At 42.1% G+C, this 26912-nt stretch carries 28 protein-coding genes and 1 rRNA gene; 24 read left to right on the top strand and 5 right to left on the bottom strand.

Annotation, left to right across the window (positions count from 1 at the left end; genetic code table 11):
• Positions 1 to 109 precede the first annotated feature (109 nt).
• The 6 genes from rrf (at position 110) to PCIT_RS16240 (ending at position 5620) form a co-directional block, all read left to right on the top strand.
• Positions 110 to 224: ribosomal RNA gene (gene rrf / locus PCIT_RS16265) — 5S ribosomal RNA — on the top strand.
• 314 nt (positions 225 to 538) lie between these two features.
• Positions 539 to 1156: a transcriptional repressor LexA gene (lexA, locus tag PCIT_RS16260; protein ID WP_010366343.1), complete on the top strand. Its 618-nt coding sequence runs from the start codon at positions 539 to 541 to the stop codon at positions 1154 to 1156.
• A 293-nt stretch (positions 1157 to 1449) separates the two neighbouring features.
• Complete coding sequence (gene coxB / locus PCIT_RS16255) at positions 1450 to 2595, top strand: cytochrome c oxidase subunit II (protein ID WP_010366345.1); 1146 nt, start codon at positions 1450 to 1452, stop codon at positions 2593 to 2595.
• On the top strand, positions 2592 to 4178 hold the full coding sequence (gene ctaD / locus PCIT_RS16250) for a cytochrome c oxidase subunit I (RefSeq protein WP_010366348.1): 1587 nt from the start codon (positions 2592 to 2594) through the stop codon (positions 4176 to 4178). The genes coxB and ctaD overlap by 4 nt, the downstream gene beginning before the upstream one ends.
• A complete protein-coding gene (locus PCIT_RS16245) occupies positions 4178 to 4735 on the top strand; it encodes a cytochrome c oxidase assembly protein (RefSeq protein WP_010366349.1) in 558 nt (185 codons plus the stop codon). The genes ctaD and PCIT_RS16245 overlap by 1 nt, the downstream gene beginning before the upstream one ends.
• 9 nt (positions 4736 to 4744) lie before the next feature.
• Positions 4745 to 5620, top strand: a complete 876-nt coding sequence (locus PCIT_RS16240) for a cytochrome c oxidase subunit 3 (RefSeq protein ID WP_010366351.1) — start codon at positions 4745 to 4747, stop codon at positions 5618 to 5620.
• On the opposite strand, the gene PCIT_RS16235 is transcribed toward PCIT_RS16240, so the two are convergent.
• On the bottom strand, positions 5508 to 5828 hold the full coding sequence (locus tag PCIT_RS16235; RefSeq protein WP_084622691.1) for a DUF2909 domain-containing protein: 321 nt from the start codon (positions 5826 to 5828) through the stop codon (positions 5508 to 5510). The two genes, PCIT_RS16240 and PCIT_RS16235, sit on opposite strands and share 113 nt — an antisense overlap.
• A gap of 13 nt (positions 5829 to 5841) precedes the next feature.
• Here PCIT_RS16235 and PCIT_RS16230 point away from each other — a divergent pair, with 13 nt between their 5' ends.
• From PCIT_RS16230 to PCIT_RS16170, 13 genes are all read left to right on the top strand, one after another.
• Positions 5842 to 6564, top strand: a complete 723-nt coding sequence (locus PCIT_RS16230) for an SURF1 family protein (protein WP_010366352.1) — start codon at positions 5842 to 5844, stop codon at positions 6562 to 6564.
• A 5-nt stretch (positions 6565 to 6569) separates the two neighbouring features.
• Positions 6570 to 7061 carry a hypothetical protein gene (locus PCIT_RS16225; RefSeq protein WP_040698087.1) on the top strand — a complete coding sequence of 164 codons (492 nt, stop codon included), beginning with the start codon at positions 6570 to 6572 and terminating at the stop codon, positions 7059 to 7061.
• A gap of 5 nt (positions 7062 to 7066) precedes the next feature.
• Positions 7067 to 8065: a COX15/CtaA family protein gene (locus PCIT_RS16220; protein WP_040698077.1), complete on the top strand. Its 999-nt coding sequence runs from the start codon at positions 7067 to 7069 to the stop codon at positions 8063 to 8065.
• Positions 8062 to 8964 (top strand): heme o synthase, encoded by a 903-nt coding sequence (cyoE, locus tag PCIT_RS16215; RefSeq protein ID WP_010366357.1) that lies wholly within the window; start codon positions 8062 to 8064, stop codon positions 8962 to 8964. The genes PCIT_RS16220 and cyoE overlap by 4 nt, the downstream gene beginning before the upstream one ends.
• Positions 8964 to 9557 carry an SCO family protein gene (locus PCIT_RS16210; protein ID WP_010366359.1) on the top strand — a complete coding sequence of 198 codons (594 nt, stop codon included), beginning with the start codon at positions 8964 to 8966 and terminating at the stop codon, positions 9555 to 9557. The genes cyoE and PCIT_RS16210 overlap by 1 nt, the downstream gene beginning before the upstream one ends.
• A gap of 170 nt (positions 9558 to 9727) precedes the next feature.
• Positions 9728 to 10000 carry an STAS domain-containing protein gene (locus PCIT_RS16205; protein ID WP_010366361.1) on the top strand — a complete coding sequence of 91 codons (273 nt, stop codon included), beginning with the start codon at positions 9728 to 9730 and terminating at the stop codon, positions 9998 to 10000.
• Positions 10001 to 10009: 9 nt separating this feature from the next.
• Positions 10010 to 10372: a response regulator gene (locus PCIT_RS16200; RefSeq protein WP_010366363.1), complete on the top strand. Its 363-nt coding sequence runs from the start codon at positions 10010 to 10012 to the stop codon at positions 10370 to 10372.
• A gap of 14 nt (positions 10373 to 10386) precedes the next feature.
• The gene (locus PCIT_RS16195; protein WP_010366365.1) at positions 10387 to 12462 is read left to right on the top strand and encodes a chemotaxis protein CheA; all 2076 of its coding nucleotides are present in this window, start codon (positions 10387 to 10389) and stop codon (positions 12460 to 12462) included.
• Positions 12459 to 12968 carry a chemotaxis protein CheW gene (locus PCIT_RS16190; RefSeq protein ID WP_010366367.1) on the top strand — a complete coding sequence of 170 codons (510 nt, stop codon included), beginning with the start codon at positions 12459 to 12461 and terminating at the stop codon, positions 12966 to 12968. Before PCIT_RS16195 ends, PCIT_RS16190 begins: the two co-directional genes overlap by 4 nt.
• 12 nt (positions 12969 to 12980) lie before the next feature.
• Entirely contained in the window at positions 12981 to 15689 is a 2709-nt protein-coding gene (locus tag PCIT_RS16185) for a methyl-accepting chemotaxis protein (protein ID WP_010366370.1), read from the top strand.
• 49 nt (positions 15690 to 15738) lie between these two features.
• Positions 15739 to 16563: a CheR family methyltransferase gene (locus PCIT_RS16180; protein WP_010366371.1), complete on the top strand. Its 825-nt coding sequence runs from the start codon at positions 15739 to 15741 to the stop codon at positions 16561 to 16563.
• Positions 16553 to 17170, top strand: a complete 618-nt coding sequence (gene cheD / locus PCIT_RS16175) for a chemoreceptor glutamine deamidase CheD (protein ID WP_010366373.1) — start codon at positions 16553 to 16555, stop codon at positions 17168 to 17170. Before PCIT_RS16180 ends, cheD begins: the two co-directional genes overlap by 11 nt.
• A gap of 8 nt (positions 17171 to 17178) precedes the next feature.
• Entirely contained in the window at positions 17179 to 18222 is a 1044-nt protein-coding gene (locus tag PCIT_RS16170) for a protein-glutamate methylesterase/protein-glutamine glutaminase (RefSeq protein ID WP_010366375.1), read from the top strand.
• 21 nt (positions 18223 to 18243) lie between these two features.
• On the opposite strand, the gene PCIT_RS16165 is transcribed toward PCIT_RS16170, so the two are convergent.
• A complete protein-coding gene (locus tag PCIT_RS16165; RefSeq protein ID WP_010366377.1) occupies positions 18244 to 19284 on the bottom strand; it encodes a polysaccharide deacetylase family protein in 1041 nt (346 codons plus the stop codon).
• 39 nt (positions 19285 to 19323) lie between these two features.
• On the opposite strand from PCIT_RS16165, the gene PCIT_RS16160 reads away from it, so the two are divergent.
• Positions 19324 to 20592 carry an MATE family efflux transporter gene (locus PCIT_RS16160; protein WP_010366379.1) on the top strand — a complete coding sequence of 423 codons (1269 nt, stop codon included), beginning with the start codon at positions 19324 to 19326 and terminating at the stop codon, positions 20590 to 20592.
• Here the strand turns inward: PCIT_RS16160 and PCIT_RS23160 are convergent.
• The gene (locus tag PCIT_RS23160) at positions 20537 to 20812 is read right to left on the bottom strand and encodes a hypothetical protein (protein ID WP_040698071.1); all 276 of its coding nucleotides are present in this window, start codon (positions 20810 to 20812) and stop codon (positions 20537 to 20539) included. The genes PCIT_RS16160 and PCIT_RS23160 overlap by 56 nt on opposite strands.
• Positions 20813 to 20819: 7 nt before the next feature.
• Positions 20820 to 21395, bottom strand: coding sequence for a Fe-S biogenesis protein NfuA (gene nfuA, locus PCIT_RS16155; RefSeq protein WP_010366383.1), 576 nt, complete (start codon positions 21393 to 21395; stop codon positions 20820 to 20822).
• 146 nt (positions 21396 to 21541) lie between these two features.
• Between nfuA and PCIT_RS16150 the strand changes: the two genes are divergently transcribed.
• On the top strand, positions 21542 to 24094 hold the full coding sequence (locus PCIT_RS16150; RefSeq protein ID WP_010366384.1) for a M14 metallopeptidase family protein: 2553 nt from the start codon (positions 21542 to 21544) through the stop codon (positions 24092 to 24094).
• Here PCIT_RS16150 and PCIT_RS16145 read toward each other — a convergent pair.
• Entirely contained in the window at positions 24074 to 24754 is a 681-nt protein-coding gene (locus tag PCIT_RS16145) for a ComF family protein (RefSeq protein WP_010366386.1), read from the bottom strand. The two genes, PCIT_RS16150 and PCIT_RS16145, sit on opposite strands and share 21 nt — an antisense overlap.
• A 63-nt stretch (positions 24755 to 24817) precedes the next feature.
• Here PCIT_RS16145 and bioH point away from each other — a divergent pair, with 63 nt between their 5' ends.
• The 3 genes from bioH (at position 24818) to PCIT_RS16130 (ending at position 26884) form a co-directional block, all read left to right on the top strand.
• Positions 24818 to 25555 carry a pimeloyl-ACP methyl ester esterase BioH gene (gene bioH, locus PCIT_RS16140; protein ID WP_010366388.1) on the top strand — a complete coding sequence of 246 codons (738 nt, stop codon included), beginning with the start codon at positions 24818 to 24820 and terminating at the stop codon, positions 25553 to 25555.
• Between the two features lie 101 nt (positions 25556 to 25656).
• The gene (locus tag PCIT_RS16135; protein ID WP_010366389.1) at positions 25657 to 25965 is read left to right on the top strand and encodes a hypothetical protein; all 309 of its coding nucleotides are present in this window, start codon (positions 25657 to 25659) and stop codon (positions 25963 to 25965) included.
• Positions 25966 to 25981: 16 nt separating this feature from the next.
• Positions 25982 to 26884, top strand: coding sequence for a putative metalloprotease CJM1_0395 family protein (locus PCIT_RS16130; protein WP_010366392.1), 903 nt, complete (start codon positions 25982 to 25984; stop codon positions 26882 to 26884).
• Positions 26885 to 26912 lie beyond the last annotated feature (28 nt).

Below are 26912 nucleotides of genomic sequence, written 5' to 3'. Positions count from 1 at the left end.
GAAACGAAACAGCGTCGATGATAGTGTGGCAGTTGCCATGTGAAAGTAGAACATTGCCAGGCACCTAATTTAGAAAATATATAAAAATAAAAACAAAGCAAAGAATTTGCTTGGTGACAATAGCGTTTTGGACCCACCTGACCCCATGCCGAACTCAGAAGTGAAACGAAACAGCGTCGATGATAGTGTGGCAGTTGCCATGTGAAAGTAGAACATTGCCAGGCACCAAATAAGAACAACCCGCTGTAGAGATACAGCGGGTTTTTTGTGTTTAAATTTTTAAAATGACCTATCTACATTTATTTTAGAGCCATGGATTACTCACCGGCCATTTTTATTCCGATTTATACAAACTCGATCTCAGTCTCATCACCGACAATATTTTTATAGAACCGCTCACGACCAAGCTAACATTGCAAGAAAACCTCATGGCATTATTTATGTTTTGTCATGTGTATAGTTTTATGGACGAAACGTTTGCGATTTTTATGTAACTGTATATACTCACAGTAAATGTACTGTATGGAAAACCAGTTATATGCGACCTCTGACAAAAAGACAAGAACAAGTATTTGAATTGGTGAAAGTTTTCATCAAAGATACGGGGATGCCACCAACGCGAGCAGAAATTGCAGATGCGTTAGGGTTTAAAAGCGCAAACGCCGCGGAAGAGCACTTAAAAGCTTTGGCTAAAAAAGGTGTAATTGAAATGGTACCGGGTGCGAGTAGAGGGATCCGTCTGCCAGTAGAAGAAGAGCCGGAGCAATTAGGTCTACCCTTGATAGGTCGTGTTGCTGCTGGAGAGCCGATTTTGGCTGAGCAGCATATTGAAAGTCACTGTCAGGTGGATGCCGCATTATTTAAGCCTGCGGCTGATTATTTGTTGCGTGTCAATGGTATGAGCATGAGAGATATCGGGATAATTGATGGAGATCTGTTAGCTGTTCATCGAACTCAAGTTGCAGAGAATGGACAAGTTGTTGTTGCTCGCGTAGAAGAGGATGTGACAGTTAAGCGATTGGAAAAAGCAGGTAAGCGCGTATTTTTACATGCAGAGAATGACGAGTTTTCTGCGATTGAAGTTGACTTAGAGCATGAATCCTTTGCGATAGAAGGTTTAGCTGTTGGTGTGATTAGAAATGGTAACTGGATGTAATTCTCCTTGTTAGCCGCAACTTCATATAGTTAAAGGGCATATTCATGCATGAATATGCCCTTTTCATTTTTAGTACTTAGAAATTCATTTACTTAAATTCAATAACTTCCCTTCAATTCGTCTAAAAACACCCCAAAACTTGCTAATTGTTTAATTATTGACTAATTGGTTAATAGTCACACAGTGTAGTCTTCGACCTAGGTCGTAGCTAATGACAGTCATCCGATAATAAAAACATGATGCGCATTTTTAGTGAAAGGGTCATTTACTAGCGTAAAATAAAGGGGCGTCACATGAAAGCATGCCATGCTGTTGTAAGCTTATTTGCCTTGCTTATGTCTTTTGGAGCAACGAGTAACAGCGATTACAACATGCGTAAAGGAGTTACGGACATCAGCCAAAATGTCTACCAACTCCATATGACAATATTTCTTATTTGCTGTGTCATTGGCGTCATCGTTTTTGCGGTGATGTTCTGGGCACTTATCCACCATCGAAAATCAAAAGGCGCAATTGCTGCGCAGTTTCACGAAAGTACGAAAGTCGAAATTTTGTGGACTGCTATTCCATTTATTATTCTTGTCGTAATGGCCATCCCTGCAACTAAGACGTTGATTGCCATGGAAGACGCGAGCAAGGCAGATCTCACCATCAAAGTAACTGGTTCACAGTGGAAATGGCATTATGAATATATGGGACATGATGTTGATTTTTATTCGGTTCTGTCTACCCCTCGGGAGCAAATGAATGACTTAGAAGAGAAAGGAGAGCATTATTTACTCGAAGTTGATAAGGCATTAGTTATTCCTACAGGTAAGAAAGTTCGGTTTTTGATGACCTCAGATGATGTAATTCATTCTTGGTGGGTCCCTGACTTTGCAGTTAAAAAAGATGCTAACCCTGGCTTTATTAATGAAGCTTGGACCAATGTAAATGAAGCGGGGATATACCGGGGACAGTGCGCTGAACTGTGTGGTAAAGATCATGGCTTTATGCCTATTGTTGTTGATGCCAGAGCGCCTGAAGAATTTGAATTATGGCTTGCTGAGGCACAAATAGAAAAGCAGCAACAGGCAGAGGCTAGCGCAGCCTTGCTTGATAAAACATTGAGCAAAGAGGAGTTAATGGCTGTCGGGGAGCAGGTTTATATGGGTTATTGTGCAGCATGCCATCAGCCTACAGGGTTAGGCTTGCCCGGGGTCTTTCCTGCGATGAAGGGCAGTGCACTGGTTCAAGGTGACTTAAAACCACATATTGATATTTTACTCAATGGCCGCCCAGGTACTGCGATGCAAGCCTTTGGCAAACAACTGTCGATTAAACAGATTGCGGGGGTGATCACTTATAAGCGTAATAGTTGGGGGAATGATACTGGTGAAGTAATTCAGCCTAGTCAAATACAAGCAGAAATAGACGCGACTAAGGAGAAAGAGCAATGAGTACATTGGTAGATTCTCAAGACCACAATCATGACCAGCACCACACGCCAAAAGGATTTAAGCGCTGGCTGTACACGACCAATCATAAAGACATCGGTTCGTTATATTTAATTTTTTCTTTGACTATGTTCATTGTAGGCGGCGCAATGGCGATGGTGATCCGAGCTGAGTTATTTCAGCCAGGGTTACAGTTAGTCGACCCGCACTTTTTCAATCAGATGACAACAGTACACGGCTTAATCATGGTGTTTGGAGCTGTTATGCCAGCTTTCACTGGGTTGGCCAACTGGATGATACCGATGATGATAGGCGCGCCAGATATGGCATTGCCTAGAATGAACAACTGGAGCTTTTGGATCTTACCATTCGCTTTTTCTATCTTGCTCATGTCGCTATTTATGGAAGGGGGTGGGCCTGCTTTTGGTTGGACATTCTATGCCCCGTTATCTACAACGTATAGTAATGATAATACTGCGTTATTTGTATTTGCAGTCCATATCATGGGGATCAGTTCAATTATGGGCGCAATTAATGTGATTGTAACCATCGTTAACCTCAGAGCGCCGGGAATGACCTGGATGAAGCTCCCGTTGTTTGTTTGGACATGGTTGATCACGGCATTTCTATTGATTGCGGTTATGCCCGTTTTAGCTGGCGCTGTGACGATGGTATTGACGGATAAGTATTTTGGCACCAGTTTTTTTGACGCAGCTGGAGGTGGTGATCCAGTGATGTTTCAACATATATTCTGGTTCTTTGGGCACCCAGAAGTATATATTATGATTCTGCCGGCTTTTGGCATCATTTCGACCATTGTTCCCACTTTTTCTCGTAAAAAACTGTTTGGTTACGCCTCTATGGTATATGCGACTTCATCCATTGCGTTGCTTTCATTTGTTGTGTGGGCACACCATATGTTTACTACCGGTATGCCATTGGCTGGTGAGCTATTTTTTATGTATGCGACGATGCTGATATCGGTTCCCACTGGTGTCAAAGTTTTTAACTGGGTGGCAACGATGTGGCGCGGCTCCATCACCTTTGAAATTCCAATGCTGTTCTCAATTGCATTTATTGTTTTGTTCACACTCGGAGGCTTTTCTGGATTGATGTTGGCTATCACTCCAGCTGATTTTCAATATCATGATACCTATTTCGTGGTGGCACACTTTCACTATGTATTGGTCACAGGTGCTGTTTTTTCAATAATGGCCGGCGCGTATTATTGGCTGCCAAAATGGACTGGTCACATGTTTAATATTACTTTGGCGAAGTGGCATTTTTGGTTGTCGTTAGTGAGTGTGAATATTTTGTTTTTTCCTATGCACTTTGTTGGTCTTGCAGGCATGCCGCGCCGGATCCCTGACTATGCTCTGCAGTTTGCCGATTTTAACGCAATTATCAGTATTGGCGGCTTTGCTTTTGGTCTATCGCAGTTGTTATTTGTGGTGGTGGTTTATAAGTGTGCTCGTGGCGGTGAGTCGGTTCCAGATAAGGTTTGGGAAGGAGCTGAAGGCCTTGAATGGGAAGTCGCTTCTCCTGCGCCTTATCATACATTTAGCACACCACCAGAGGTGAAGTAATGGAACATGACGCGTTATTAAAGAAGTTACTATTGAGTGCAGTAGCAATGTTTGCTTTTGCTTTCGCGTTAGTACCGCTTTACGACGTCTTTTGTGATGTAACTGGTCTCAATGGCAAACCAAGCATGGAAGTGGCCGAACAAAGTCAAAAAGTTCTTAATTCAAGAATGGTTGATGTGAGTTTTACAACTCACGCGCAACAGAGCGCCCCTTTTGCTGTGAAATCTCAGCAATACATGGTGCAAGTGAAACCAGGGGAAATGACAGAAGTTACTTTTTTTGCTCAAAATTTAAGTGGTAGTGCGCGAGTGATGCAAGCAGTGCCGTCGGTATCACCTGGGAAAGCCGCCAAATATTTACATAAAATGGCTTGCTTTTGTTTTGATAAACAAGCATTTGCTCCCAGTGAACAACTTGAATTTAAATTATTGTTTTATGTAGATACTGAGTTGCCTGCGGATGTTAAAGAATTAACCCTGTCATATACCGTATTCGATATTAGTGATTCAGTACAAGCCAATATTAATGCTGCTACCGTAAATAGCGGGGCAAGTTAGGAGAAAATTGTGGACCAAAAATATGAGAACTACTTTGTGCCAGAGCAGAGTCAATGGCCAATCATAGGCGCAGTCGCCATGTTTTTAATTGCTGTCGGCGCGGGCTTAACGGTGATGCAAATTGATTCTGCAGCTTCAAGTGGTAGCTACATTTTGTATGGCGGTATTGGTATTTTGATATACATGTTGTTTGGTTGGTTCAAACATGTGATTGAAGAATCTCAAAAGGGCTTATATTCAGCACAAATGGATCGTTCGTTTCGACAAGGCATGAGTTGGTTTATTTTTTCTGAGGTGATGTTTTTTTTGGCATTCTTTGGCGCACTGTTCTATGCACGTGTTTTATCTGTCCCTTGGTTGGGGGGTGCTAGTAATAATGCTATGACTTATGAGGTGCTTTGGCCAAACTTTGAGGCCGCTTGGCCGCTTCTTACAACTCCAGGTGGTGATACTACCAATGCCATGGGCTGGCAGGGCTTACCGCTAATTAATACCATTATTTTATTAACGTCTTCAGTGACATTGCATTTTGCACATGTGGCTATGGAGCGTGATGAGCGCTTGAAACTAAAAGTATTTCTAAGCTTAACCGTGGTACTTGGTATTGTGTTTTTAGGGCTGCAGGTTGAAGAGTACAGACATGCCTACAACGATTTAAATTTAACATTACAGTCAGGCCTCTATGGCAATACTTTTTACTTACTAACGGGTTTTCATGGCATGCATGTAACGCTCGGAACCCTAATGTTACTTATTGTGCTCCTGCGCATTTTCAAGGGGCATTTGGATTCAAAGCAGCATTTTGCTTTTCAGGCGGCTGCTTGGTATTGGCACTTTGTGGACGTTGTATGGCTATGCTTGTTTGTATTTGTGTATGTTTTGTAATGACGGGATTGCTATTGAGAGGAATAAATCCGAAAAATGCGCTGCTTAAAATGAGCGCAATGACTAGGGCTGAGTAAAGCACTCTACGGCCTAAATAATGTGACATTGGTTTGCCAGATTGGTTATTAGACACCATTAAGTAAAGCGCTCTAAATAAGTTGAATAAGATAAATAACAATAAAAAAACGATAATAAATTTGACCAACATTTTAGGAGCCTATATGCGAGAAGTAAGTAAATACAAGCTTAGTTCACTTTTGGCAACTACGGCTGTTTTTGTCATTGTCGTGGTGTGTTTATCATTGGCTATGTGGCAATGGCAAAGGGCTGAGAATAAAGCACTTTTACTTGGCCAAGAAGGTGTTATTTTGACACAGGAGGAGGCACGACTAGAAGCGATGTTTGCTGATTCAGTCGATGCTATTCATAGCGCTAAGTTCAAAGTTTCAGGATCTTTTATTACGGAAAAAGTGTGGTTTCTAGATAATAAAATAGTTGCAGGGAGACCTGGGTATGACCTGATCACTTTGTTTCAAGCAAATCGTTTAAATGATGTTTTGTTGGTGAACTTGGGTTTTATCGCAGCGCCAGCACTTCGAACGTTACCAAATATACGCTTGCCAGAAGAGGACGTTGAGCTTGAGCTACAGATCAAAAGTAAAGATATTAAAGGGTTCACGCTAGCCACGCAGCCTGCAATGAGCACAAAATCTCATAATTTGCTTCAATACCTAGACTTATCCTACTTTTCAACAATCACGGGGCTCACAATTTACCCATTTGTGACTTATCAACTCGGTAATACGGTCGCAGTGGCAATACCCCATTATAAAGCTGTGGTTATGTCGCCACAAAAACATCGAGCCTATGCATTACAGTGGTTACTCATAGGGCTATCGGCGGCAGTCATAGGGTACTTTTTACACCAAAGAAAGGAGCTGTAATGATGATGAAAAACAAACCTATGTGGTTATTCCTCTTATGTTGTGCGGTCCCCTTATTGCTTGCATACACTGTGCTTTCTTTGAATTGGTTGCCGCAAAGTGCCACAAATAGTGGCAAGTTTGTAGAGGGTGAGATCACGATTTCTGATTGGCAGCAATCCCCTGATGTTTTGTGGACTATTGCGCTAAATGCCCCGGCTAATTGTCAAAATCCTTGTGAGCGGCAGTTGAATGATTTAGTAAATATTCATACGGCTCTCGGAAAGAACCAACTGCGTGTCAATTTAGCTGTATTTGGCAGGGAGTTTAAGTCTGGAAATGCGGTGAGCTATCCCAATCAGCAGAATTTAGAACCGGGCAATTTATATTTGATTGACCATAGAGGGTTGGTCGTCCTTGAATACCCACCGAGTTTGGATGTTCAGGAAAATCGAATGCGCCATAAAGGAATGCTAAAAGATTTAAAGAAATTACTTAACTATGCGCGTAGCAGCTAAGGAGTATGACGATGAACTATAGAAGAATTGCATTGTTTAGTTGTTTACTTGCTGTGGTCGTGGTTACTTTAGGCGCATATACACGTTTGAGTAACGCGGGACTGGGGTGTCCTGACTGGCCAGGCTGCTATGGCTTTGTCTCAGTGCCTACACACGCAAAAGATGTTTTACTTGCCGAGTCATTGTTTCCAAATAGCCAATTAGAGCCAAAGAAAGCGTGGATAGAAATGGTACATCGCTATTTTGCTGGTTGCTTGGGGTTGCTCATTGTATTTCTTTGTATTATTGCCCTACGTAATAAAAAGCAGAATGTATTACCCGTAAGGCTTGTGGCTCTGCTTGTTGTATTGATTGTGTTCCAGGGCGCTTTGGGTATGTGGACTGTGACACTGAATTTACAACCATTTATTGTAATGGGGCACTTACTCGGAGGTTTTAGTATTTTAGCGCTCTTGTCATTATTGTATTTTAGAGTGACAGATAGCCACGTGTTGCTCAATGATAAAGTATCCAACTCTTTTAATTGGGTGGTGGGTGTATTGATTATATTGAGCATACAAATTGCGTTGGGGGGATGGGTTGCTGCTAATTATGCCGCTCCTCATTGTACCGGACTACCTGTGTGCAACAATATTGAGCTTTTTTCTCTAGAGAGCCTGTTTCACTTGCCACTTGGTAAAGAAAATTATGAATATGGCGTACTACCCTTCGACACGAGGTTGTCTATCCATTTTGTTCATCGGCTGTGGGCACTTGTTACAGCATTAGCTATTTTTGCCATGGCATGGCGACTTTATCGAGTAGCAGTGAGTAAAACGTTTAAAATTGCAGTGTTATGGGTGGTAATACTACTGATTGTTCAGTTAACGGTTGGCTCTGCAATTGTACATCTAAAATTCCCTTTATTATTAACTCTTTTCCATAACTTTATGGCTGCCATGCTATTGGTGAGTATGGTTAGGCTTTGCTTTTTAATAAGGTGTCGGTGTCAGGAGACTATATGAAAACACTAATAATAAATCAAAGCACACCTATTTCGTTATGGATAATGGCACGTAATTATATTGCTATTTGTAAAGCAAAAGTGGTGTTAATGCTGGTGATCACAGCCTGGGTTGGTATTGCGCTTGCGCCAGAGACGGAAAGAACATGGTTTGCGCAAATTATGAGTCTCATAGGGATCGGGAGCTTAGCGGCAGCGGCAGCGGCGATTAATCATGTAGTAGACAGAGAGATCGATCAAAAAATGGCGCGAACACGGCATCGGCCTGTTGCAACCGAGCGCCTATCTGTTCGACATGCTTTGGTGTTTGCTAGTGGGTTAACTTTGATAGGCATATCCATATTGCTTGTTTGGAGTAATGTATTATGTACCGTGCTCACTTTTATGGCATTACTTGGGTATGCTGTTGTTTATACACTATTTCTCAAGCGGGCAACGCCGCAAAATATTGTCATAGGTGGGCTAGCCGGTGCTATGCCGCCATTATTAGGGTGGGTGAGTGAAACGGGGCAACTCGATGCAGAGCCATTGCTATTAGTGATGATTATTTTTGCATGGACACCTCCACATTTTTGGGCATTAGCGATTGCTCGTCGAAACGATTATAAACGCGCCAATGTTCCTATGCTTCCTGTTACTCATGGTATTCAATTTACTCAAATTTGTATGATTGTGTATACCATAGTTTTGACGCTCATTTGTGTTGTGCCATACCTGATATCTATGTCTGGCTGGTTTTATTTAATGTGTTCAAGCATTTTAAATGTATGGTTTATTGCTAAGAGCATAGGGTTGTATTTTTGGCCTTCGGATGAGAAAGCGATGGCACTTTTTCGTTTTTCAATTAGCCATTTACTGTTACTCTTTATCGCTCTTTTTGCTGATAAATGGATTGTTTAATGCGTTATTTTCTATTGATTTTTATTATGTGTTTGATGTTAGGGTGTTCTGAAAAGCCGCAAACATCAGATTTGGTCGTGCATTATACAAACCCTCAAATAGTTAAGCCTTTTGCACTAAATGATGAAAATGGCGAGATAATAACAGAAAAAAGTTTGCACGATCAATGGACTCTCCTTTTTTTGGGCTACACTAGCTGCCCTGATATATGTCCGATGACGTTGGCTAAACTGTCACAAGTTTACCAGCAACTAGAAAAAGATTATCCGGTATCTGTGTGGTTTGTGTCTGTGGATCCTCAACGTGACACGCCAGCAAAGCGTCAAGCATACATAAATTACTTCGATGATGAATTTAGAGCTTTGAGCGGGCCACACGCCCAGTTATTTCCATTCGTACGCGATATTGGATTGATATATGCGATTAATAACAGCACTGAGCAAGAATATTATGTCGATCATAGTGCGTCGGTTGCGTTAATTAACCCGCAAGGTGAGTTAGCCGCTATTTTTAAAGCAAAATATACGGTGAATGAAATCCCGCTAATCGACGTGCATACCTTAGTGCGTGACTTTAAAATCATCGCAATCTAATTGAAACCCAGCAGATATGACGACTTTAGATTGGCGTGTTAATTTATTCATGATTTCTCGCTAACACGCTAATTATTTTTACCTTTTTTGTTTTAACTTTTATGGCATTTTTTACATCTACGTCTAAGCTAAATTTATAAATATAAATTTGCAAGGACAGTGCTGCGCACATGTTAAAGCTTTCACCTGAATTGACAATCAGTCAAGTTGAAGATTTACATCAACAGCTTCGCCAAGAACTGCATGTGGAGCATGACATCTGTATTGATATATCGGAGGTAAGTCGAGCCGATACTGCCTCAATACAACTGCTATGTGCATTACAAAAGCATCTCCTGAATATCAATCATCAAATAGTTTGGCATGGGCAAAGTACTGCGTTTCATAATGCGGTTGATGAGTTAGGTCTAATAAAGTTGTTAGCCCTAGATAGTGTTAATTAAGAGGTCAGTATGAAAAAGATTTTGGCTGTAGACGATTCAGCATCTATGCGACAAATGGTCGGTTTTACATTAAAAAAAGCAGGTTTCGACGTCACAGAAGCAAAAGATGGCAGTGAAGCACTAGCGATTGCTAAACAGCAAGGGTTTGATGCGGTTATCTCTGATGTAAATATGCCGGTGATGGATGGGATCACGTTGATACGAGAGTTACGTTCCTTACCCAACTATAAGTTTACTCCTTTACTGATGCTAACAACCGAGTCTGGTTTGGATAAAAAAACGGAAGGTAAAGCTGCAGGTGCAACGGGCTGGATTGTTAAACCCTTTAATCCCGAGCAACTGCTCGCAGTGTTGAAAAAGGTTATTCGTTGAGCTAGGAGTGCCTTATGAGTATTGATTTAAGCCAATTTTTTGAAGTTTTCTTTGAAGAAAGCTTTGAAGGATTAGATGCAATGGAAGCTGAGCTACTAAATTTAGAGCCAGGTACCGAAGACTCGGAAACAATCAATACCATTTTCAGAGCCGCGCATTCAATTAAAGGTGGCAGTGGTACATTTGGTTTTACTTCAGTGTCGGATTTTACACATGTGCTTGAAACACTGCTAGATCAAATCCGAGACGGGCAGCGCCAGCTTACAGCTGAACATGTGAATTTATTGCTAAAGTCTGTTGATTGCTTGCGAGCACTGTTAAGTGCACTTCAGGCAGAACAAACGCCTGATTTAAGTGACGCTAATGATTTACGTCATAAATTTGAGGTTATTCTTGGTATGAGTGAAAGTACTGAGAACCAAGATGCACAAGCTTCCTTGCCAGTAGAAAGCGAGTCTACCTTTCAAATTGATTTTAAACCCCATCCCCATTTGTTTAAAACCGGTAATGAACCTCTTTATATGATCGGTGAGTTGGCGGAGCTCGGTGAGTTAGAAACAACGGTATTTTATGATGCGATACCTGACTTTGAAAATTTAAGCCCTGATGAATGCTTCCTAAGTTGGCGATTTTTCTTAACGACTGCTCGTACTGAAAGCGCAATAAAAGAAATATTCGAATGGGTGGAAGATGATGCACATATTGAAATTACGGTGTGTGGCGGCTTGTTTGAACATGAGGCAGAAAACGAGTCAAGTTCTCCCCCCGTAGAAGGGGGTCAGAGTACAGGTTTATCTAGTAGCTCGGTTTCCGCGCCGAAAGCGATACCCACAAAAAAAGCAGAAACTAAAAAGCCTGCAGAGCAAAGTACAACGTCTATTCGAGTTGGAATTGATAAAGTTGATTCTCTGATAAATATGGTAGGAGAGCTAGTAATAACGCAAGCAATGCTAAGTCAAATTGGCGAACAAGAAATAACCGAAACCACCATTACCTCTTTACAAGAAGGGCTCGCGCAGTTGGCTCACAATACCCGTGACTTACAAGAAAATGTCATGCGGATCAGAATGCTCCCTATCAGCTTTGTGTTTAGTCGATTCCCGAGGCTTGTAAGAGATATATCACAAAAACTAAATAAACAAGTCGAACTAAAATTAGTCGGTGAGCAAACTGAGTTGGATAAAACCGTGATGGAGAAAATTTCTGACCCCATGGTGCATTTAGTCAGAAATTCATTAGATCACGGTTTAGAAACACCGGAAGAGCGTGTTGCTGCAGGTAAAGACCCTGTAGGCATTGTTACGCTTAACGCTTTTCATCAAGGTGGTAACATCGTCATTGAAATTATGGATGATGGACAAGGGCTAAATACCCAGCGAATTAAAGAGAAAGCGATTACCAATGGGTTAGTACAGCCAGAGGATGAATTAAGTGCTGATGAAATCAACGAGCTTATTTTTATGCCTGGTTTTTCTACTGCTGATGAAGTGAGTGATATCTCAGGGCGTGGCGTAGGGATGGATGTGGTGCGGCGCAACATTCAGGCACTCAATGGCTCGGTGGAAGTATCATCAGCGCCGGGTGTGGGTTCTACGTTTACCATTCGTTTGCCTTTAACCTTGGCAATACTTGACGGTCAGTTAGTTAAAGTTGCGCAGCATACCTATATTATTCCCTTAATTTCAATTGTCGAGTCGTTACAAATTGATATCACAAAGGTGAGTCGCGTAGGTAAAGATTTAGATGTACTGCGGTTACGTGATGAATATATTCCTATCTTACGGCTTTACGACATATTTACTCATAAAGGCGCGATTGAAGAGCTTGATAAAACGCTGTTGGTGGTTGTGGAAAGCGATAATCATAAAGTAGGTTTACTGGTTGATGATTTATTGGCGCAGCAGCAAGTGGTGATTAAAAGCTTAGAAGCTAATTATCAAAAGGTGGATGGCATTTCTGGCGCGACAATTTTGGGCGATGGGCGAGTGTCGCTGATCATCGATATTAGTGGCCTTATAAAGCTCAGTGGTCTAAAGCGGCCTGGTTCTCAAGAGTTGCTTGTTGAAGCAAAGGTGATAGAGGTTGCATGATGAGTGAGCAAGCAGAATTAAATCAGCAATTGATATTGGGTGGACAGCAAGATGAAAACCAATACCTTACTTTTATGATGGCGGGTGAAGAATATGGTATGGACATTTTGGCGGTTCAGGAGATACGAGGCTGGGAAGATGCAACAGTGATACCAAATGCCCCGACCTTTGTCAAAGGGGCTATTAACTTGCGTGGCACTATAGTGCCAATTGTGGATTTAAGATTAAGATTTGGTATTGATAGCGTCGCGTATAGTCCTTTAACCGTTGTAATTGTAGTTTCTGTTGAGATTAAAGAGCAGCACAAAGTTATGGGCTTAGTCGTTGATGCTGTATCTGATGTTTACAGTATATCTGAAGAAACAGCGAAAGATGTTCCTGATTTTCAAGATTCAGACAATGCACAGTATGTGCATGGCTTGGTAAATGTTGGTGAAAAAATGGTCGTGTTATTAAATTTAGCAAAGGTGTTAGATTTAAGCGCAAATTATATGCATCATGGGTAAAGTGGAGAAGATATGAGTAGTCATAACCTACAAGGCGCGATAAGCAATAAGCTAATTTATGTTGGGATCGCTCAAGTTGCCTCTATTGCGGTAGCATTTAAGTTAATGGGTATTGAATTGTCCTTAATGACGAGTTTACTCCTACTCTTACCTATTTTTGTGACCTTAGTAGGTACTCTATATTTAAAGCAAAATTTAAGCAAGTATGCGGCCAGACTCGACTGTGTTGAGTTACTACTGCCACAGCTGAAAGTTGCTGAGCTTGATGCGATAGCGCAGATTGATTTCAGTCATTATCCACAATTAAAACAAGCTTTGTATTTACAGTCTGATAAACAAGATCAAGCTAATAAAAGCCATATTGATGGGCTGCTTCGTGCGTTGCAGGTGTGCCAAGCAAACATCATGGTCGCTGATGCTGAACTGAATATTACCTATTTGAATGATTCGGTTACGATGATGTTCAGAGAGAATCAAGTCAAGCTTAGGGAGGATTTACCCGGCTTTAATGTTGATGACTTAGTTGGTCAAAATATTGATGCTTTTCATAAAAATCCAGCCCATCAACGAGGGCTATTACGCACTTTAACGCAGGTTTATACAACCACTATCAAAGTAGCAGGGCTAACGTTTGAGTTAATAGCAACACCAGTATTTAATGACGATAATGAACGAATCGCCACGCTTGTGGAATGGAAAGACATTACTGCTAAGTTAGAGGCAGAGCAAAGGCAGCAAAAGCTATCTGCACATAATGCGAGAATTTCTAGCGCGTTAGATGTATGCCAAGCGAATGTTATGCTGGCAGATCCTGATTTAAATATTGTTTATGCTAATCATTCAGTATTAGAGATGCTCAGTGCGAATCAAACACAGCTCAGGACATCACTCCCCAATTTTGATACGAGCAAGTTAATCGGTGAGTGCATAGATGTTTTCCATGTGAATCCGAGCCATCAAAGGCATTTATTGGCAAAATTAACCCAAACATATAAGACTGATATTCAAGTAGCAGGCTTTACTTTTGGGCTAATAGCAACGCCTGTTTACGGTGATAATAATGAACGTTTAGGGACTGTGGTTGAGTGGGATGACAAGACAGAGCGTCTTGTCAGAGAGCGTAAAGAACAAGAGCAGGCAAATGAGAATTTACGCGTTAAGCGTGCGCTGGATAATGTTGCAACTAACACCATGATTGCGAATGATGAACACAACATTGTGTATATGAATAAGTCAGTTGTGCAGATGATGAGTAATGCTGAAAGAGACATTAAAAAAGACCTGCCTCACTTTGATAGTCGCACATTGGTAGGGTCGAATATTGATATATTCCATAAAGATCCGTCACACCAGCGTAGCATGTTAGAGCGACTAACATCGGTATATAAAACAGAAATTTTGGTAGGAGGTAGAACATTTGGTTTAGTTGCTAATCCTATCATTGATGCAGATGGAGAAAGAATAGGTACGGTTGTGGAGTGGTCGGATCGCACAGCAGAAGTGGCTATCGAATCTGAGGTGAATGAACTCGTTATGTCTGCAGGTCAAGGCGATTTGAGTGTACGGTTGCAAGAAGCGAATAAAGAAGGGTTTTATTTACGCTTGACACAAGGTTTAAATGAATTAGTTAGTATTGTTGATGGTGCAGTGTCTGACACTGCGCAAATGTTAGATGGACTTGCCACTGGTGATCTTACCCGTAGAGTTACAACTGAATACCAAGGTGCATTTGATAAACTAAAACAAGATGCGAATGCGACGGCGAACAAGTTAACTGAAGTACTTAATCGAATCAATTCGTCAGCGTCGCTGGTGGCCAGTGGAGCCGAAGAAATATCACAAGGAAATACTGATCTAAGTCAAAGAACCGAAGAGCAAGCTTCGTCTTTAGAAGAAACAGCGTCTAGTATGGAAGAGATGACAAGTACAGTGCGTCAAAATGCGGATAATGCAAAAATTGCTAATGGACTCGCTGAAGAAACTTGTGATAAAGCCATGCTGGGTGGTGAAGTTGTGAATCGAGCTGTGTCGAGTATGTCGGCTATTAATGAATCGAGCAAAAAAATATCTGACATTATCGGTGTGATTGATGAAATAGCTTTCCAAACTAATTTACTCGCACTCAATGCGGCAGTGGAAGCAGCAAGAGCTGGAGAGCAAGGTCGAGGTTTTGCAGTTGTTGCAGGAGAGGTTCGTAATCTTGCACAGCGTTCGGCTGGCGCAGCAAAAGAGATTAAAGATTTGATCCGCGATAGTGTTGGGAAAGTAGAAGATGGTACCATTTTAGTGAACGAATCCGGTGAAACGCTGAAGGATATCGTAGCTTCAGTTAAGCGGGTTACACAAATGATTTCTGATATAGCTGAAGCGTCTGTTGAACAAAGCTCGGGTATTGAACAAGTAAATAAAGCCGTGGCACAAATGGATGAAATGACGCAACAAAATGCTGCATTAGTGGAACAAGCGTCTGCGGCAGGCGAATCAATGTCAGAACAAGCGAACGATATGAAGCGGTTACTTAACTTCTTTTCATTAAGTGAGAATATGCAGGTCGCGAATTCAGGATTGCCTGCTGAATCAAATCAAACACAGCGAACAGTGGCAACTCGCACACCACAGCCTACAGAGCGTATAGAGTTGTCAGCACCTTCTGCATCTGCAAGCCCTGTAGCAACGGGAAATCAATTTTCTGACAGTTCAGAAGAGTGGGAAGAGTTTTAAGGGCAGTATGGCTTTTTCCTCTCTATAATCAGTTTATGGAGAGTGAAGGATGCGAGAGTTTGCATTTACAGACAGTGATTTTAAGGTGATTTCAGAGCGGGTTTATAAAGCGTGTGGTATCGTGCTTGGGCCGCATAAAAGGGAGATGGTGTACTCGCGTTTAGCGCGTCGTATACGAAGCAATGAGTTGACTTCTTTTGCAGCTTATTTGGATTATTTGGATACACATAATGACGTTGAGTTTAGTCACTTTATTAATGCGATTACGACTAACTTAACATCATTTTTTCGAGAGAATCATCACTTTGAGCATTTACATGACAAGGTTATTCCTACTTTATTAGAGTCTAATAAAGAATCTAAACGAGTTAGGATTTGGTCTGCAGGTTGCTCTACAGGTGAAGAGCCTTATAGTATTGCAATGACTTTGACTGGGTGCTTCCCTGCTTCTTGGGATGTTAAAGTATTGGCAACCGATTTGGACTCAAATGTACTGGCAAAAGCACAGCAAGGTATATACGAGCCAGTGACTATAACGGGGCTTAGTCCCGCTCAATTAAAGCAGTACTTTTTAAAAAGTGCGGATGGCAGTGCCTATCGCGTAAAGCCCCAGTTGCAACAAATGATCTCATTTAAGCGATTAAATTTACTGGAAAAATGGCCAATGAAAGGACCGTTTGACGTCATATTTTGTCGTAATGTACTTATTTATTTTGATAAAGAAACGAAAGATAATTTATTTCAGGGCTATCATCGAATGTTGGCGCGTGATGGGCATTTGTTCATTGGGCATTCCGAGACTATGGGAAAAGAGCATAGTGAATTTAAAAACCTAGGTAAGACCATGTACAAGAAGGTCTGCAATGAAGAGTGAATTCAAGCCGGTCATAAGTGGATTTGAACATGTAAAGCGGTTTTGGGACTCAAGTCGTTCTATGGTTGTTGCAAAAGTTTTACCGGGTGAGTTTTATGTGTCTAAACATAATGAGCTAATTTCAACCGTACTCGGCTCCTGTATAGCGGCGTGTATTTATGATGAGCAATTAGGTATTGGTGGCATGAATCATTTTATGTTACCGGGTGTAAAGGGCATGGAAGACGTGAATGCAGATGATCTGAATTGCAGATATGGAAATTGGGCAATGGAATATTTGATAAATGAATTACTTAAAAATGGTGCATGCAGGCATAGTTTAAAAATAAAGCTGTTTGGTGGTGGAAAAATCATTCGTTCGATGACAGATATTGGCATTGGCAATATCCGTTTTGCTAATGCTTATATTCAAGATGAGGCCTTGGAATTGGTCTCTCATGATGTAGGGGGACCATGGCCGCGTAAAGTAGTTTTTAACCCTCAGACTGGTAAAGCACAGGTTAAAAAGTTACGTCAAATGCACAACGATACGATTGAAAAACGTGAAGTGCGTTACTTACATGATATTGAAACACAAGATGCGAAAACGGATATAGAACTCTTCTAGGAGGTGCCATGATAAAAGTATTAGTGATAGATGACTCGCCTCTTATTAGAGGGATACTGACAGAAGTTTTACAACAAGCACGTGATATCACTGTTGTTGGGTGTGCAGAAGACCCTTATCAAGCAAGGGAGATGATAAAAACACTTAACCCCGATGTATTAACGCTAGATATCGAAATGCCAAAAATGGATGGGCTAAGTTTTCTGCGGAATTTAATGCGATTAAGGCCGATGCCGGTTGTTATGATTTCGACGTTAACTCAACAAGGTTCGCCTGCCACATTAGAAGCATTAGAGGTTGGGGCTATAGATTTTATTGCAAAACCTACCGTCAATGTCGCGGATCAACTTCAAGCGTATGCTTATTTGTTACAAGAGAAAATTAGAGTAGCATCTCAAGCTCGGATCAGGGCTTTTAAATCAACAGCGAGTGCACCATCAAGTGTACATGGTGAATCAGAACAGTACGATCGCAATGCAATTATCGCCATAGGCGCATCGACGGGAGGGACGGAAGCAATTAAAGAAGTGTTGATGACTTTCCCTAAACATGCTCCACCTACGGTAATAACACAACATATTCCCCCGGTATTTAGTGCATCGTTTGCTCAGCGTATGGATCGTTGTTGTACCGTTAAGGTTAAAGAAGCTGAACATGGTGACGTATTGGGACCTGGTCAAGTGTTCATTGCGCCAGGAGATAAACACTTAAAGATTGTAAAGCGTGGTTCAGTCGCTATGTGTGAGTTAGATGACACCGCACCAGTAAATAGGCATAAGCCGGCTGTAGATGTTTTATTTGACTCACTGGTGCCAATTGCAAAATCGGTAACTGCTGTGCTTTTAACCGGAATGGGCAGTGATGGCGCAAAAGGCATGTTAAAATTGCGCCAAAGTGGGGCAAAGACTGCAGCACAAGATGAAAAAAGTTGTGTTGTATGGGGAATGCCGCGAGCGGCTGTGCAGCTAGATGCTGCACAAAAAGTGGTCCCATTGAGTAAAGTCACTGAGACTTTGTTAGCGTCAGTGACAAAGCCATGTCGCAAGGCCTGAGTCACTAACAGGTTAGGTATTTTACGGTGAGTTTTTAGAGATCACCCATGGCTGAGAGTACCAGTAAAACGCACCTGATACGTTCTTAACGGGTGCCGTGCAGTTATACCTAGAGCGGCCTGATGGCAGGTGTGTAGGTGAAACCACAGACACGGTATGTTCATTTAACCAGCGTAATTCTGCCGCCCCTTTACCGGAAACGAAGCACGCAAATTGGTTCTTCTTAAAAGGTTTTTCGGTAAAAGTGAGAGTCACAATCGGTTTGGTTTCAGCCGTGACGGAGTCACTATATTTTACTGTGCCTGTCGTAAATGGGTGTGCGTGTATTTTTGTTTTTAATGTTTTTAAATTACTATAAATGCCAGATGCTGGGAAACGCGGCAAACGTGTAAAGTCGGACGTGACACCTACGGCGCCGGAATGTTGCCCTATACCGGTATAGCCTAAATCCGATACTAAACGCTGTAATGCATTATTAAATTCACCATATGGGTAGGCTAAGAGTTTCGCATTGTGACCAATCTCTTCCTTAATTCGTTGTTCTGACCAGGTGATGTCGCGACTAATTCGTGCATACCATTGGGTTTGACTCTCTCCAGGTAAGCGTTTGTGAAGGTAATCGTGCTTCGCACTGTGGTTTGCTATGAGTGCACCGCGTTTAGCGAGCGTTCTTAATTGATCCCATGTCATGACATAGCTTTGTTGCTCGTCGATGAGTTGTGGGTTAACGAAGATTGTATAGGGGTAATTAAAAGCTTCGAGAATCGGGGCTGCATCGGTAATATTGTTATCGTAACCATCATCAAAGGTGATCGCAACGGTATTGGCACTGACTTTTTCTCCTTCTTTAAGGTTATTTAATAGCGTGTCGAGAGGCACGACATTAAAGTTGTTGGTTTTTAAATACTGCAAATGAGACTTAAATGTCTCGCTACTTACAGAGGTAACAGCTGGCAGCTTTTCGCTCACGTGGTGATACTGTAAGATCACTGCTGCAAACACATTCTGTGTCATTAATATTAAGGCCAACCAAATAATATGGGTCATTTTTTTAGCAAACATAAGTCCTACCACTTCGCTTTACTCCTACTTGCGGGACCTATGATTTTATCAAATATATCAGTGCCGTTACTAGGGTTGGTTGATACAGCGGTTATTGGCCATCTATCAAGTGCACATTATTTAGCGGGTATAGCATTAGGTTCTAGTAGCATCGCGGTGTTATTTTGGCTAGCCAGTTTTTTACGTATGAGTACGACAGGTGTAATAGCTCAAGCGTTTGGTGCTAAAGATTTCAATAAAGTTAAACAATTGCTCCTTAGTAGTTTGCTGTTATCTTTACTGTTTGCTTTAACTTTAATTGCACTGAGCCCGGCGTTACTTTCGGTGATAGCTTCCTTATCAGAATCATCTGAACAAGTTATGGAGCAAGCGGGTAGTTATTTTTCTATTCGTATTTGGAGTGCTCCAGCTGCTTTATGTAATTTAGTGCTTCTTGGTTTGATGTTGGGTATGCATTATGGCAAAGGGCCATTCTATTTGGTGTTATTTACTAATTTGGTGAATATCGTACTCGATATTTTATTTGTGTTAGTGCTAGATTTTGGGGTAGCTGGTGCCGCTTGGGCATCTGTTATCGCTGATTATAGTGCGTTGGGTTTAGCCGTTGTTTTAGTTAAAAAGCTCTTTATGCGTTATGGGGTAACATGGAGTGTTAAATTTCCATCAAAAGACAGCATTGCTCGGTTATTGACATTAAACCGCGACATTTTTATTCGCTCTTTGTTATTGCAGTTGTGCTTTAGCTTTATGACCTTTTATGGTGCACGGTTAGGGGATGTGACACTCGCGGCCAATGCTGTGTTGTTAAACTTCTTGATGTTAGTGAGTTTCGCTTTAGACGGTATTGCCTACGCAGCCGAAGCGAAAGTAGGCGCAGCTAAAGGTGAAAATGATCCTTCACGAGTAAAACTATGGGTTAACGTCAGTGTTTTCTGGGGGGCGGTGTTCGCTTTGGGTTATTGTATATTTTTTGCAGTATTAGGGCCGTCAATTATTACCATGCTGACAAATATTCCAGAGGTTATCACTGAGGCAAGTATGTATTTACCTTGGCTGATTGTGCTCCCTATTATCGCTATGGGCTGTTTTTTATTTGACGGTGTGTTTGTGGGCTTGACTCGGGCTAAGGAAATGCGTAATTCAATGTTTATTGCGGTTGTGCTTGGCTTTTTTACGCCATTTTGGCTGACGCTAGAATGGGGGAATCATGGTTTATGGTTTGCAATGAGCTGCTTTATGGCGATGCGGGGTGCTACTTTGTTTTATCGTTATAGGCAGATCTGTCATCAGGGGGCATTGTTACAATAACTTGTGAAAAGCGGTTGGCGAATATGCCTATGTAGCCCCAAGCAGCAAAAAAGAGTGCTGGGGCGAGTAGCCCCAACCCAATAAGCTGAACCCAAGCATAGTGGTAATAACCATAAGCAATGCCTAATACGCTTAATGCAAATAGCCCTAAGCCAATAAAAAAACGCTTAAGGCTAAGTTTGGGGTGCTGGCCCAGTTTATAAATGACGGTTTTTAACATCGAGCGTTTAGTAGTATGAGTGGTCGCCAGCTTGGTGTTCAGTAATATCACGTACTCCGGTGATCTCATCAAACTTAGCAACCATTTCTTTTTCAATCCCTTCTTTTAGTGTCACATCAATCATTGAGCAGCCATTACACCCGCCACCAAATTGTAAGATTGCAACACCCTCAGCGGTGATCTCTACCAAGCTCACTTGACCTCCGTGATTGGCAAGCTGTGGATTGACTTCTGATACCAACATATGCTCAACACGTTCGTTTAAATCAGCATTGTCACTGAGCTTTTTCGCTTTGGCGTTCGGTGCTTTGAGTGTCAGTTGAGTCCCCATTTTATCTGTGACGAAATCGATTTCGGCTTCTTCTAAAAATGGTGCACTTTCAGCATCGACAACCGCGTCGAAGCCATTAAATGGTAGGCGAATATCGCTTTCCTCTACGGCATCTGCGGGGCAATAAGAGACACCACACTCTGCTTGTGATGTACCTGGGTTTACCACAAACACGCGAATGTTTGTCTTTTCTGCTTGATCGGAAAGCAGTTTAGCAAAATGGGATTGAGCTGTTTCTGAAATGGTTATCATAACTGTGACTATTACTTGACTAAATTACTCGGATACTTCGTATGATACTCCCCTCATCGTATTGTCGCTAGTGTTGGACGTAAAAATTTGGCAACTTATGGTTTGGCTGTTAGCGTTTAAACAATCATCAGTTTTAAGGTCTTGATATGCGGCTTGTATTATTATGTTTGGCAATGGCTATTTATTTGCCTCTGACAGTGGTGGCACAACCACTGAATTATTATTTTTCTGACGACATTCAATTTGATCCGACTATCCCCACACCGAGTGATGTTCTGGGATATGAGGTTGGGCAGTGGCATGTGCGACATGATCAATTAGTGCAATATATGCGTGTCCTGGCAGATAAAAGTGACCGTGTTGAAATAAAAACCATGGGTTATAGCCATGAGCAACGACCGTTACTGCTGTTAACGATTACAGCACCAGACAAGCTAGAACGCATTGAACAGATCAGGTCGCAGCATTTAGCAAGGCTGTCGTCTTCAGAATTGAAAGTTGACACACCGGCGGTGGCGTGGATGGGGTATAGCGTACACGGTAATGAACCCTCAGGCAGCAATGCCGCACTGCTGGTGGCCTATTATTTGGCTGCCGCGCAAGGTGACGCGGTACAGACGTTACTTAATAATACGGTTGTGTTGTTAGATCCTTCTTTAAATCCCGATGGCTTAGCACGCTTTGCGCAATGGGCTAATAGCAATCGAGGTATGAATTTGTCTGCTGATCCGCAGCATAGAGAGCATGTAGAAGCTTGGCCTTCTGGGCGCACCAATCATTATATGTTTGACTTAAACAGGGATTGGCTATTGTTGCAACATCCAGAGTCACAAGCTAGAGTGGCACAGTTCCATCATTGGAAGCCTAATGTATTAACAGATTTCCATGAAATGGGATCCAATAGCAGTTACTTCTTTCAGCCAGGCGTTGCTTCGCGCACTCATCCTTTGACGCCAAAAATGAATGTTACACTGACTGAAATATTAGCGACATTTCATGCTAAGTCGTTAGATAAAGATAAACAGTTATACTTTACCCAAGAGAGTTTTGATGATTTTTATTATGGCAAAGGATCTACCTACCCAGATGCTAACGGCGCGATTGGTATTTTGTTTGAACAGGCGAGTAGCCGTGGGCATGTTCAAGATACCGTTAACGGTCGATTGAGTTTTCCTCAGACCATAAAAAACCAACTAACGACCAGTTTATCCACATTTGAAGGTGTTATTAAAAATAAAGCGAAGTTACAAGCATATCAACAGCAGTTTTATACAGGGGCAATGGCACTCGCAAAGAAAGAAAAATTTGAAGGGTATGTGGTAGCGGCAGGTCACGACAAGCAAAAGTTTGAACAATTTTTGTCAGTGTTGTCACAGCATCAAATTGATGTGTTTGAACTGACAAAAGAGTATAAGGTGGGTAAATATCAGTATCAGAAAGGCGATATCTATGTGCCTTTATCACAATCTCAGTATCGTCTAATCAAAGCGATATTTTCAGAACAGCAGTCTTTCCAAGATAATACCTTTTATGATGTATCAGGATGGACTTTGGCACATGCGTTTAACCTACAGTTTGCTCAGGCAGCTAGCACATGGGGACTTAAGGTTGCAGACGAACCATGGCAGTCGCCTGTAAAAGAACAGTTCTCAAAATTATCAGAAACCTATGCATATGGGTTTTCATGGCAAGCATGGAATGCTCCAAAAATGCTAAATTATCTACTTAGTCATGATATTGAAGCGCGTGTCGCGATGAAACCCTTTACAGCTGAAACTGCGGGCTTACAGCATGATTTTTCAGCGGGCAGTATCATTGTTCCAGCAGGGTTACAACGTAACGCACAATGGTTATCAGTGCTTAATAATGCTCAATCGCAGTTTGCTGTAAAAATCCATCCAATAGACACGGGCTTAACGACCAAAGGCATCGACCTTGGATCACGTAATATGCGGAAGCTATCTTTACCTAAAGTCTTGCTGGTGGGTGGGCAAGGGAGTAGCCAATATGAGGTCGGAGAGGTTTGGTATCACTTAGACAAGCATCTAGGTATCGCACCAACTCTAATAGAACAGCACAGATTAGGTAAAGTCGACTTATCACGCTATAGCCATGTGATATTGACGGATGGCCGCTTCAATAAGCTATCTGATCGAGCCAAGGTTGCACTGACTGGGTGGGTAAATAAGGGCGGTGTTATTTGGGGTCACAAGCGGGGAGCAAAGTGGTTGATGGATAGCCAGCTATTAAATGCACAAAGTATCACTCGAAAGGAGATGGCTGAACAGTTCAATACTGAGGGATTACAATATGGTGCGCGTGATGCGCTAGCGGCAAAACAGCGTATTGCAGGGGCAATATTTGCGACTGAGTTAGACTTGTCTCATCCATTGTCTTTTGGCTTTCAGCGCCGCTTGTTACCCATGTTTAAAAATAGTACATGGTTACTTCAGGCCCCTGAACTGCCATTTTTACTGGTGAATAAATATACCAAAAACCCTCTTTTGTCAGGGTATGCTGCAAAAGAGAATGTCGCGAAAGTCAGTGGAAGTGCAGCTGTGGTTGCACACCGGTATGGCAAGGGCAGTGTGATTGCAAGCTCCGATAACCCCGTATTTCGAGGTTATTGGTATGGCAGTAGTCGGTTATTAACGAATGCACTCTTCTTTGGGCATACGCTATCGGTGCAAGGGCGTTAGTGCTGTTGCAATAGCATCAACTTGTAGCGCACCAGCATCTAAGCATGCTTGCGCTGCAGCACCCATCGTTGCCCCTGTGGTGATAACATCGTCTACGATGGCGACTCTTAGGCCGGCCATTGAGTCTTTGACCTGAAAGGCATAGCGTGTATTTTTTCTTCGCTGTATACCTGTTAGGTTGCTTTGCGCCTTGGTGTTATGGGTACGAAGTAAGCTTATTTTTGAGCTTAAATAGGGGTTGATACAGCTTTGCCATGTTTGGTTGACTTGATTGAACCCTCTATTAACTAACCGAGAGGTGTGCAGTGGCATGAGCACAGCGATATCAGGAGCAGTGTGTTCATTTAGCAAGTACTGTGTCCATTGGTGGATAATAACCTGCTGCAGCGCCGCTTGATAACGAGTTTGATGATGGAACTTGTAGCCACTCAGCCAACTTTTAAGCTGGCCTTCATACCAGCCACATGCCATTAACCTTGTTATATTGTCTAACTTAAAATCACGACAAATATCTGGCTGATTGAGGAGGTTTCCTTGTGAGGGGTCAAATAAACTGAGCTCATCGAAACAGTATTGGCATATTGCTTGGTTTTCAATAAGGGGGTTTTGGCAACAAATACAATAATTGGGCACGAGCCAATTAGCTACTTTCCTTAGCATGTTGGTTACTTTCCTTGGTCTTGTCGGTATCATTGTTGTAAGTTTGGTTGAGGACCTAAAAGAATGCAAAAAGAGTTAGTACTGTTACACGGCTGGGGAATGAATGCGCAAGTGTGGCAGATGATAAAGCCTGAAATTGAGCTGGTTTTTAATGGTGACGTGCGGTGTATTAATTTACCAGGTTTTGGCGGTGCCCCGAGTCCTAAATTGGACTATACGTTAGAAACGGCGGCTAACTTAGTGGCTGAACAATTAAAACCAAAAAGTATCATTATTGGCTGGTCATTAGGTGGCTTGTTTGCATTGCATTTGGCGCGTAACTTTCCAGATAAAGTCAGTAAGGTTATCTTAATTGCGTCTACGCCCTACTTTAACGAAGTAACGCAGTGGCCTGGTATACAGTCAAATGTATTAGATGCCTTTCAGGTGCAACTTGAAAAGAACACTACTAAGACTATTGAACGTTTTCTCGCTATTCAAGCGATGGGGAGTGAACATGCTAAAGAGGACATTAAAAGCTTACGGGCTTTATTAGCACAGGCCCCAGAACCAGACCCTATTGCATTAAAAGCCGGTTTAGATATTTTGAAAACACAGGATTTACGGGCTGATATGGCTAGGTTAGAACAGCCCATTTATGGTTTGTTTGGTCGCTTGGACTCTTTGGTGCCAAAAGCTGTAATAGATAAGATTCGTGGTCTAAATTCGAATTTTCACTGCGAAATTTTACCAAAAGCATCTCATGCGCCTTTTATTTCTCATCGCACTGAATTTATAACTTTCCTAAAATCAGTACTTTAAAATTATGGTATCGCGTTACGTGAAAAAGACGTAAATCATGCTTTATTTTTATGACTTTTTGCGCAATAATTAACCATATATAAAAGTTTTCGGAGCATGCTATGCCAATCGGTGATGTACTCAACAATGGGATAGAAGGCTTTAACAGAGCAACGCAAGGTATTGAGCGTGCGAGCGCTGAAATAAACCGTGCGACTATTGAAACGCAAGATGAAGGCCAGCAGGCACAGCAGCGTCAGTTGCAAGGTGCTCGTCCTGAAGAGTCTGTGACGGCGCCGGTTTCACAGTCCGCGAAAATTGATGAAGCTCTGGTTAATCTAAAAGTAGAAGAATTTAATGCTAAAGCAAACGTGCAAACTATCCGCACTGCTGACGAAGCATTGGGTACTTTAATTGATATAAAGGTATAAGTTTTACAAAAATGGTATGAGTATTGTAACGTCCTCTCCGACGATGAATTTAAATACTGCCAACGTCTACACTGAAACAGCTAGGCGCGACAACCAGCTGCGTGAAGTGATCCCCAAAGCAGCTCCTACCTCTGCAACCTTCACAGAGAACAAAGCGTTTAATGATGGTGATAAAGCAAAAGCGAACTCACCAGACGAGAGTGCTTTGTATGATAGTTCTGGCAAATTAGAACAGAACAAAACAATTGATGAAAAAGGTGCTCAAGACGGCGATGAGCGCCAGCCTAAATCTGATGAAGAGACACGCAGTGAGCAAGAACAGGCTGATGAGCAGGCTGAGCAAAAGCAAATACAAGAGCTTAAAGCAAGAGACACTGAAGTACGGTTGCATGAGCAAGCACATGCGCGCGTAGGTGGGCAATATGCCGGTTCCCCGAGCTATGAATATCAACGTGGTCCTGACGGTAATAACTATGCGGTAGGGGGGCAGGTAATGATTGATGTGGCAGAGATCCCAGGGGATCCTGCAGGCACAATCGATAAAATGCAAACTGTACGAGCTGCTGCGTTAGCACCAGCTGAACCTTCTGGTGCGGACCGAGCGATTGCCGCTGATGCAACACAAAAGCAAGCTGCTGCGCAAGCGGAATTAGCTACGCAAACCATTAGTAGAGGTAATGAAGAAGAGCAGCAGGATACGACACGAGTTGCTGGCTATGAGACGCGACGACTAGCCGAAGATGATGAAGAAATAATTGAACGCGACTCTGCTGCATTGAAAACAGAGGGTGGGCCTTACTCGGTTGCGTTACCAATTGAGCGAGACCCTCAAATACAAGCGCGTTCGTTACGCATTAGCGACTTTTATCAGCAATCAGTGCAACCCGAGGAAGTTGCTTCATTGTCGTTACAAGCATAGCTGTGATTCAGTGAAGAGCTTTGTCTAA

It is taken from the genome of Pseudoalteromonas citrea, assembly GCF_000238375.3.
GTDB classification, from domain to species: Bacteria; Pseudomonadota; Gammaproteobacteria; order Enterobacterales; family Alteromonadaceae; genus Pseudoalteromonas; species Pseudoalteromonas citrea.
Note: the sequence above shows the minus strand (reverse complement) of the source record. Positions and strands in the feature narration are given on the sequence as shown.